General features: G+C 57.8%; 7 protein-coding genes. 2 read left to right on the top strand and 5 right to left on the bottom strand.

What is annotated here, in order from left to right:
- Both AC1XOS_RS15580 and AC1XOS_RS15575 read right to left on the bottom strand, forming a co-directional pair.
- On the bottom strand, nucleotides 1-746 hold a 746-nt coding region (locus AC1XOS_RS15580), incomplete at its 3' end, for a hypothetical protein (protein WP_481963145.1).
- Between the two features lie 45 nt (nucleotides 747-791).
- Nucleotides 792-995 carry a hypothetical protein gene (locus tag AC1XOS_RS15575; protein ID WP_481963144.1) on the bottom strand — a complete coding sequence of 68 codons (204 nt, stop codon included), beginning with the start codon at nucleotides 993-995 and terminating at the stop codon, nucleotides 792-794.
- Nucleotides 996-1,081: 86 nt separating this feature from the next.
- Between AC1XOS_RS15575 and AC1XOS_RS15570 the strand changes: the two genes are divergently transcribed.
- Entirely contained in the window at nucleotides 1,082-1,930 is an 849-nt protein-coding gene (locus tag AC1XOS_RS15570; protein WP_481963143.1) for an HNH endonuclease, read from the top strand.
- 228 nt (nucleotides 1,931-2,158) lie between these two features.
- On the opposite strand, the gene AC1XOS_RS15565 is transcribed toward AC1XOS_RS15570, so the two are convergent.
- The 3 genes from AC1XOS_RS15565 to AC1XOS_RS15555 form a co-directional block, all read right to left on the bottom strand.
- Complete coding sequence (locus AC1XOS_RS15565; RefSeq protein WP_481963142.1) at nucleotides 2,159-3,769, bottom strand: ATP-binding protein; 1,611 nt, start codon at nucleotides 3,767-3,769, stop codon at nucleotides 2,159-2,161.
- 8 nt (nucleotides 3,770-3,777) lie between these two features.
- Nucleotides 3,778-4,125, bottom strand: coding sequence for a hypothetical protein (locus AC1XOS_RS15560; RefSeq protein WP_481963141.1), 348 nt, complete (start codon nucleotides 4,123-4,125; stop codon nucleotides 3,778-3,780).
- Nucleotides 4,126-5,045: 920 nt separating this feature from the next.
- Nucleotides 5,046-8,660 carry a glycosyl hydrolase family 28-related protein gene (locus AC1XOS_RS15555; RefSeq protein ID WP_481963140.1) on the bottom strand — a complete coding sequence of 1,205 codons (3,615 nt, stop codon included), beginning with the start codon at nucleotides 8,658-8,660 and terminating at the stop codon, nucleotides 5,046-5,048.
- A 536-nt stretch (nucleotides 8,661-9,196) separates the two neighbouring features.
- On the opposite strand from AC1XOS_RS15555, the gene AC1XOS_RS15550 reads away from it, so the two are divergent.
- A partial coding sequence (locus AC1XOS_RS15550) for a phosphorothioated DNA-binding restriction endonuclease family protein (RefSeq protein WP_481963139.1) occupies nucleotides 9,197-9,671 on the top strand: 475 nt, incomplete at its 3' end.

Genomic DNA, 9,671 nt, shown 5'->3' with positions numbered 1-9,671 from the left:
AGCGCTGCCCGAACGAAGCCCCCAAGGTTACGGAGATTCTCGCCCCGTGCCTTGGCGGCTCGTATCGCCTGCTTCACTCGCTCCAAGGGCCAGGCGTTCTTCGTGATCTCCAGAGCGATACTCACCGCATCGGGTTCGGGGAGTCCGTTCTCTCGCAAGAGAGTGACAGCAGCAGGATCAGCACAGGGAATGGGTGCAGGTTCGGATGCAGCTTGTCCTGTCTGTTGTCTTTCGCCTTTCGGCTCTTTCTCAGATAAAGGAAAGCGGCGCGGAGTGGGGGGCGGAGGAGGCGCGGAGTTCTCGGCCCGAAGAGACGCCAGGCCGTTGCCCGCGAGGCGCTCCAAACTGGGGGTACGACTTCCCGCCGTGAGCTGGGAGATCGCTGTGCGTGCCGCAGCTCGCACCAGAGCAGGGAGCTTCAAGCGCCGCACACAAATCTGGGCAAGCTCCAGCCAGTGCTGAAAGACCTCGGCCAGTGGGACAAGGGGACGGATCACACGGTCATTGCCGTGTGCGACAGAAACCTCGATAAGCCCCGCCGCCTTGAGAAGCGCGAGCAGGTCTTTGATGGTGGAAGGATGCAGAACCTCGCCCGCGACCTTCTTGAGGCGCGTGACGAACCACTCGTTGCCCGCGGTGCAGCCGTGCAGGGCATCCAGGTAACAAATATCCGCAAAGAGTAGTGCGAGCCGGTAGCGGCAGTCCGACCGGACATCCGGCACACTCCACGTGAGAGAAAGAGCCAAGAAAGTACCCTCGGCAGCGCGATGCTGGCCAAGCCTTGGGGACTTTCACACGCAAAGAACCCACCACCGGGTTTGTGAATAACGCCTTTTAGGCACGGTCTCGGAGCGGAAGCCGTACGCGGGCACGCCGCCGGTGTGGTAGCCGTGGGCGACCATCTGCCCCTGCTTGGTGCGGGTCCAGTCCGAGACCTGGCGGCAGTAGTTGCCATCCATCACGATCTGTAAGCCCTTGTGAAGCTGCCCAACCATGTAACGAGCGGAGAACCTCTTCGCGGTCAGTGCCGCTGGATGTCGCTTGGTAGTGAGGCGTTTTTCGGTTACAATTGATCTATTCGATGCCCCTACTGTACTACTGGCACCCTGACAACTACCGCCGCGATCTGGATATGGGGGCGGGTTTTCACCTAAATCAGTCGAATCCTCTTCTTCACTCCGTTGAGGTGGGCGATAGCCTTTGGGCGTTCACGCGAAACAAGTCTGGGCGGTACGTTTTAGCCGCCGAACTGGTTGTCAAAGCCAAGACGGAAAACCCTTCGAATTTTCGTTACGGTCAGTATCGAATCTGGGGCAACCTGAAGGAATCTCGCTATTTTCTCGCCGGCGATGGCGCACCGAGCATCGAGCAAGTTGTTCGCTCGCTCAGCGTGAAGGCAGATGCCAAGCGACTCGGGCAGTCGTTTCAGGGACACGCCGCAGTTAGGAAAATATCTGAGTCAGATCATCAGGTGCTTCTGGCGGCGGCAAGTGGCTTGTCACTGGAGCCACGGGCGCGGATTCTTCCCGAGGAACGTCTGGAGGCGGCGGTTCTTCTTGGCGACGAAGAGGCGGTACGCCAGCTCTTCATCGAGGAGCCGTCGGGTGTTGCAGAAGCGCGAGCTGCGTATCTATTTTCCCAGGCACCGACCCGAAATCGTCAGCTTGTGAAAGAACTCCAGAAAATTTATGAGGGTAAGTGCCAGCTCTGCGGCTGGAATCCGATGGATGAGTACGGCCACTGGCTCTGTCACGGTCATCATATCCACTGGCTCAGTCGTGGTGGAGAAGATGATTTGAAGAACCTGCTTCTTGTCTGTCCGAACCATCATGGAGCGATTCATGCTTGTGATGCACAACTCGATTACAAAGATTTCACCTTCAATTTTGGTGTGAGAATCGAGAAGGTAGAGCTGAATCTACACATTTAGCGAGGGGTCGTGCTCCGTCATGAGTCGAGGCACCGACTGCTTCTCCACCAGAAGTGTCTTCCCAAATCAAGCTAACCAGTTCTTTTTGACGTCGCGTTTTGCGTCTTCAAAAAATCTGATGTGTCATAAACGTCGTCTGGCAGGGGACTTTTCCAGGGACGCCCGTTGCCGAACACAGATTTATGGTGCGTGTTTTGTTGTGCTCAGAAAAACTGCTCCGTCAAAGACTCAAGCTTTGGAGGCGTGCCAGCGGCTGCTTCTGCGAGAGCCGGTCAAGACGGCTTTCCCCTCGTGGCGAAGCTCAGAGAGCAAGTCCAGGATCTGCTGACGGCTTAGCTCGGGGAGCACCTGGCCGAGCTCCTGCATCGGTGCGCCCGTCGTGCCGCTGTCCGTGATGTGCTTGAGTAGCAGCGCTTTCTTGGTCTCGTGATCCAGCCCCTTCTTGCGAGTGTAGGTGCCTGCCTGCCCCAGAAAGCCGTAGAGCCGCGCCGAGAGAATCCACTTCCCGTGTCCGGCGGCCTCGATAATCCCGTGCTCCTGGAGTGGCTTCAGGTTGGGGCGTAGCTCGGTCGCAACGCGCCGCCCGTGGTTGATGCTGTCCAGAACCAGCAGGTCGGAGAGGCTTGGCGAGAAGCTCGTCTCCCGGCGAACCCGCTCCAGAAACCGCAGGAACCGCTCGTCCTGAATCTCCCCGTTCAGGGTCAGCGCGACCTGGAAGTCATCCGTCCCCGTGAAGTCCGGGCGCGGCTTGCTCTCACTCAGACAGGTCAGCCAGATCAGGTCCATTCCCTGGCCCGCACGCTCCACCAGACCCGCTTTCGAGAGCGCCTCCGCGATCCGCCGGTTACGAGGGAGCTGGCGCTGGGTGATGTTCTCGACCGTGATACCTGCCGGGAAGCCGCCTGGACTCACCACCTCCAGCCGCCGCGCGAACTGCCGCACGAAGATCGAGCCGCCGAGCCGGTAGTCCCGGTGCGCCACCGCATTGAGGATCGCCTCACGAACCGCCCGCTCGTTGAACGTGGGAAGCGGCAGGACAAAGAGCCCATCCTGAAACGACTGCTGATCGTTGCGCTTGTTCACCAGCTCCCAGAGCGTGTCATAGCTTGAGAACAGCCCCTCGCGTAGCTCCACACGCTCCTGCGCCGGGCCGGGAGCCTCGGACGAGCGGTACTCGAAGACCACCTCCGCCTGAGCCAGATGCCGCCCCAGCGCCCGCCGCGACCCAAAGAGCACGAGAGCCGCGTAGGTGACTCGCCCCTGATCCATCAGCTCCGCATCTTCCAGCAGTCGCTCTGCCGAGAGAGCCGCCAGCGCCGCGTTTCCCGAGCGCGTGATCCAGCGTCGCCGGAACTCCTCGATGGCCGCAGGCTCCAGGTCTGCCAGCGTCGCTCCCGCGCAGACCTCAGCGGAGTAGTCAGGCGTCGTCTCCGCGAAGATACGCTGAAGCTCATCGGGCCGCATCGGCACCAGGCTCTCCCCATCGCGCCGGAGATACTTCCCCTCGAACTGGAGCGGAACCCCAAGTGGCCGCGAGGGGATCACAAAGACCAGAACGCGCCCATCGGGATGCGCCAGCTCCTCAGCCCGAACCGTGATGTGCGCGATTCGCTCGTGCAAGCGGTGCAGATCCGGGATGACCGAAGTACCCACCACCCGGCGCGGTAGCTTGTCCGAGACCCCAAAGATCAGATAGCCACCGCCCTCGTTGGCGATCGCAACGCAGTACTGCGCAAGCTTCTCTGAGTTGAACGACCCCTTCGCCTCTTTGAACTCCAGCCGCTCGTCTTCCTGGGGTGCCAAGAGCCACGAATCAAGGTCGGAAAGGGTAACTGCCATCATCTCCATTATAGCTGGTGGAGCGCCGCTTTGACTTGCTCGTAAGAGATAGGAGAGAAATCATGGCAGTCCACCCCGACATCCATCGAGCGCCCCGCGCCGGGGAGCGAGCCGTGGGAGTGCCCGTACAGATGCCACGAGCCGTGATGCGCATTCCGCCAGACCCGAAAAGCGTAGTGGCACAGAACGATGCGCTGCTTTCCACTCGGCGCATCGGCATCTTCGACCTTCAGCTCATAGTAGTCCCTGACCCAGCCGAAGCTCTCTTTCATCCGATCTGCCGTCTTGTCGTGGCCGAAGTGGTGATCTGAGGTGAACCACAGGCGCGACGAGGGCGAGGAAAGCGATTCAGGCATACCGCTCTATACGCCAGACCCTCCCTCCTGCTAAATCCCTTTCCGACGACTTTGGTTGGGCGAGCAGGGCGTGTTGGGAGAGGCTTGCGGCGAGGTGTCATCGAAATGCTGGCCGACTCCGCTAGCTCCGCCGGGTCGTAGGAAAGTCGCCCCGCCGAGGGATCGAGCAGATCATCTTCCAGCGGAACCGACTCTGTCCACTCTTTTGTAAACTCGAACTTCTGTAAACCAGGCGTTTTTTTGGACACCTTGATGGAAAAAATTCCCTGAAGACCTCCCCCCGGATGTGCTTCCCTAAGAATATCTTCAGGCCGAGGGATGCCGAAATTGGTTTATTCATGCGGGGATTCTATCAGTTTAAGTCAATCTTGGTGTTCTTTGCTCATCGCCCCGGAAGAGTATAGTTGAGCATTTCCCTACCCCTTGTGGTGACGGAAATCACTTGTTTTCCGTCACCGCAGAAAACAAAGAGCCAGGGGAATTGTAAGGGGACCGCTCGCGACTACTTGGGAACTCTAGCTCGCTCTCTTGTCACCGAAAATGCAGCCAGGTCTTCAACCGAAACGGTGAAGGTTGTGCTGGTTGCGCACATCCCTTGGACGTCTTGACTGAGAACTGACAGAACCGCGATTGCCTGTGTCAGGCGGTGCAGGACGTAATATCCCGTCGGCCAGTCTATGCCAGCAATGGGGCGTTCTAGGAAAAGGACATCCCCTGATACAAGGCTCCTCGTTTCTACGTCATTCATCCAAGTCTCCCTACGTTCTAAAGAATCCTTTTCTCCGGGCTCGGCTTTTGGTATCTCCATGCGGCGGCTCTGGTGGCGTCATCTTCGTATTTCGTGTCTCGCATGTTGTCTCCTTGGGTTGACAGGGGATAGGGAATTCGCCAGCAGCATCGATTTTACACCCCTTATCGCTTCACTTGATGGTATTGGGCGCGACCGGCCGAACCCGGCCTCCGGAAGGAAGGCCAAGTTCCCGAATCGAAATGGACACATCCGGAACCACGCGCTGATCACGTGCGACGACGAGAAGGAAATGCCGGCCCTGACTCATCCGCAATGGCAACCGCTTCGGGGACCAGGTTTCCCGACCCAGCCGCAGATCCCACAGCTCCTTCCCATCAAGGTAAAACTGGACTTCAAATTTCCCACCCGGAGCACCGGAACCCACGGTGACCTCGGCCCAAAGGTCGGCATCGGCTTCCACAGCACAAAGGGCGTAAGCCCCCACCATTCCTGTCCCTAATTCCTGTCCCGCGGGGACGGGTTCCGAAAGCTTCAATCGGGACGTGTTGGTGATAGGCCGCCAGAAAAGCTCGGCGTTTCCCACCTTTACGGGAGCTTGCAGGTTCCAAGCGTCACGTGCTGTGCTTGCGAGAGTTGAGGCAGCCATGGCGTCAGCTGCGAACGGCCCAAGGACCCGCCATTCCTGAATCGCACCGGTTCCGACCGGGATGGATTCCTGCCACGATACGACCGACTCCCCAGCCTGAATCGTAATCTGCGCTGGAAAGGTATAGGACCCTCGCGATCCCGGAGGAAGCACCACCGGCAATCGCAGCGTTGTCGACCGGCCCGCCGGAGCCTCAACAGTCCCGCTGCCAGCCTGCCAACCACGAGGCCAAACCGGCTCGACCCGGCATTGGAGCTTCTGGATTCCAGCGTTCGAGAACTGCACACGCACTTCGCAAGACCCGCCAGCACCGGTATCGAGCAATTTTTCCAGTGATGCGCTAGCCTGCACTTCCACCTGCACCGAAAATAGCACCCGCGCAAGATCCGCATGGTGTGGGGGGGGGATGGCCTGGATCACCATGGGCGCAACCAACCGTTGGAGTTCCCCAAGAACCACTTCGGAGTCTTCCTGTCGACCCATTTGCACAGCTCGTGCGATGCGGGTGTAGGTCGCGGGCCATGTAGCGTGCGCGAGACGTCCACCCACCCAATCGAGGGAACTCAGCCAGTTCCGAACGCGCATTCCAGGCTCTAACCACGCATCCCGGATTCCTTCCCCCCGTAGGGGTTCCCGAACCGCAGCCAGAGAATTTCGACGCATCATGATGCCAGCGGTCCGACCACCTATCTCGATTCCCACCGGAGCGTCGGAGATAACATTGTCTTCAATCAGGATATCCTCAGCCCGAAACGGTTTCTGGCTTCCGACTGAAATCAATATCTTGCCACCCTGGATCCGATTTCCCCGCAGGACGGCTGCGTTCATCAGACAGGGAGTCTCCACGTCGCCCAACGAATCCACGTCGCCTCCACTCAGCTCTACGGCGGCAGTTCCTGATTCAAAACGCCTAAGATCCATCCGGTGGGCCACAAGATGGTTGCCCAGCATCTGGGAAAAGAACGACGGTTCCGCCGCCTCCGGACCATCGCTCGTATGCTGAAAGGCCAGGAACCTCAGCGCGGCCTCGGAACTGCCACCCACACGCTCCAACCGGTTTTCCGCAAAGACCACCTCGTGGTTCAGTCCATACATCTGCATCGAATCGCCGTCGGCAATCTGGTTTCCAACCATCAGCCATTGGCGCAGGCTATGGTTAATGCCCAGCAGTGACGTCTCATCGAGGGGAACCTGCCAAGGGCGTTCCAACTCAATGCTCTGTGTGGATCCGCGGACGATGGTTCGGGCTTGTCCCTTGCCCTTGCCAGCGAGGACAAAGGCAAGGTGACCCGCCGGTTCAAAGGGCCATGATCTGACCGGGCGCTTTAACTGCACCTGCGTTCCGCCGCCAGGGACCACCCCACCGTAATACACCGGTGAGGCCCCGTCCGACCCGACAATTTCATAATCGGCCGACTGGGCGAAAGCGACCGTGTTGCCACGGAAATATACTTGGTCATAATAGGGATGCGCTTTGGTGCTCCAACCTGCTCGCGAGAGGTTGTCGGAACCCAGCATCTGGTTGTTTTCCCAGATTACCTTCCGACCGCGCTGCGCCCACACCAGTCCACCCCGCCCGGTGCGCAGCACATTGTTGCGCACCAGGCTACCGTCCGACATGAACGCCAACAACAGCGGGAACCCACCGGAATAGACGTCACAATCCTCCACTCGGATGTCACGCCCACACAACCATATCGCCACGCCCTTTCCTGCTGCATCGAGCGATTCAAAGTTCAATTGCCGTGTCAACTCGATGGTGTCACTTAACTGGCCCCATCCAGGCCGGGCTCCATAGGGACTCCACCGGATAACGAGTCGTCGCAATCGGATATCACCCTCTTGCCACCAAGAGGGACGGTTGGCGTTGGAATAAAGGTCTTTCCCTTCCACCTCAGCCATGTTTTCGATTCCATGTTCGGCACCCACGTACCAGATCGTAAGATCCTCCAGTCCGAAATGTGCCTCTCCATGGATGATCCCGCGGAGACGTGCGAAATGACGATTGCTCCAGTAAAAAAGGGTTTTATCGCGGCTCTCCCCGCGCAGCAGAGTCCATCGTGGAATCCTCAGGGGCCGATTGAACCGATACTGCCCTGACGGACAGTAGATGACCCCACCCCCAGCTCGGCCCGCTGTGTCCAATGCTGCCTGCACCGCATCGGTGTCATCCGCCACCCCATCGCCACGTGCACCGAACCGGAGGACGTTATATTCGGTGGTGGGCCAGGAATCCGGCCGAACGATACGCAGTGGTTCCAGACATCGCCCCCAAGCCGCCGTCCCCCCACAACCATTGTGCACCCATACGATGTACTCACCCTCCGGCAAGTCTTTGGGTAGCGGTGCGCGAGCTGAATAGAGATCCGCGTCAGCAGTGACCAACTCTGTCGTACGCGGTCCCTGAAGCACGATGCGCGTCCCCAAGTTTTTCGGAGGTTTTCCGGCCAGCGGTTCATGGACACCACGCCAGCCAAGTCCGAGCCCGAAGAGTCGCAGATCCTCACCGGGCACGGCATTCAACCGGTGGGCCCCTCTGGCCCACCAGACCTGAGGGGCGTTGACCAAGATTCTCTGGGAGTGTTGGCCTGCCCCAACCATCAACGCGTAGACACCAGGGGCTTCATCCGGAAGGATAGCTTTCAACGCCCGTTTCCTTGCCTGAACGATAGTCAAGGGCCGGGACTTAAAGCCTGGAACCACCCCCTTATTCTCACCTGGCATTCCGGCTGGACCGTCGCCCAAACGTCCTCCGATGACCCGGGCATCGGCCAGCTCATCGCCATAAATCAAGACGGTTTGGCCGGGTTTTACTGGTTGCGAGTGCCAAAATACCTGTGCATCATTAGCCATGGACTGACTGACCATGGACAGCAGGGCAAAAACACAAATGGCGATGATCCTGCCACGTCCTATCACGGTTGGAGCGGCATAACGCCAGTCGAACTTCCATCGAGATTTCATACATAGACCTCTCCCTTTGCTGTCAAACTTCTGAATAGGGAAGTTGAAGTAATCTAAGCCGTAGATGTTACCTTGACTATCTATAGCAGCATCGGACGGCCCTTGAAACTGCCCGTTATTTGTTCCCATCGAACCTATGAAACTCAGGATATTTCTCTTACTGTCGAACTTCACCCGTTGTGTCTGTCGCCAAAGTCGAAGGAAACTAAAACAACCAGCCCAGCGGTACGAGCGCTGGGCTATCCTGAACAAGGAGGTGCTACGGGGTGAGAGTGAGGGGCAACCAAGTGTCCCTCGCTCAATAGTTCTGGCACCCACATAACTACCAGCTAGGTGTTTACGAGGAAAATGCTCTACGCCAAAACCCCGCCGCCTACTTCGCACCTTTACGATTTTCAACGCTTTGATCTAAATACACTACCATGAGAGTTAATGGCATGTCAATACTTTGTCAAGAGATAATGGTGTAATCCGGGCGTTTTTCTGGACAGTTTTAGCCGCCGCCAAAACAGGGGTAACCCCTCACTGGCAGGCGGTACTATAACGACCAGAAAGACAGTTATGTCCACCAAGAAACATAGAACCTTTACTGCCTAGGTTGAAGTCCATGAGGCCGTAAGGGAAGACCATCGGGGAGAGGCAGGAAGCCAGCGGCGCCTAAGACGGCTCCCAGGCCCCGAGGACTTTCCTATCCTCGGGTATAATGCGACGTGGCTACAGTACTGCTGACCAAATACGTTGCTCTCTTCGAAAAGCTACACAGAAACAAGACAAAGGCGAAGGGGGCCGCTCCCCACAAACCTATCTTGTTACTGGCAATTCTCCATGAGATTGAGGCAGGCCGGATTTCCTCAAATTTGGTTCCCCTTACTCCTGAGCTGGTTGCGACGTTCAAAGCGTTATGGAACACCTTAGTTCCTGTGGACTCTGGTTGGAATCCACGAATCACTTATCCATTTCGGTACTTACAGCAAGACGGCCTCTGGGAACTCATCAAAAACGATAACGCTGTCACCATCCAGACAGCTTTAGAACCTACACTAAACCAACTCGTCAGTTTATGTGACGGTGGCCGTTTCCCCAGTGAGCTTTGGGGGCTTCTCTCTGATTCCTTTGCTCGGTCAGCACTGAACACCCATCTTTTGAGCTTCTATTTTTCAGGTAACGAAACAGGAATTATTGAAG

The organism is Armatimonas sp. (genome assembly GCF_964826245.1).
This window is presented reverse-complemented; position numbering and strand designations above follow the sequence as displayed.

Bases quoted from the DNA above. Each gene is read 5' to 3' on its own strand.
- AC1XOS_RS15575 (WP_481963144.1), bottom strand. From the start codon at position 995: ATGGTTGGGCAGCTTCACAAGGGCTTACAGATCGTGATGGATGGCAAC.
- AC1XOS_RS15570 (WP_481963143.1), top strand. From the start codon at position 1,082: ATGCCCCTACTGTACTACTGGCACCCTGACAACTACCGCCGCGATCTG.
- AC1XOS_RS15565 (WP_481963142.1), bottom strand. From the start codon at position 3,769: ATGGCAGTTACCCTTTCCGACCTTGATTCGTGGCTCTTGGCACCCCAG.
- AC1XOS_RS15560 (WP_481963141.1), bottom strand. From the start codon at position 4,125: ATGCCTGAATCGCTTTCCTCGCCCTCGTCGCGCCTGTGGTTCACCTCA.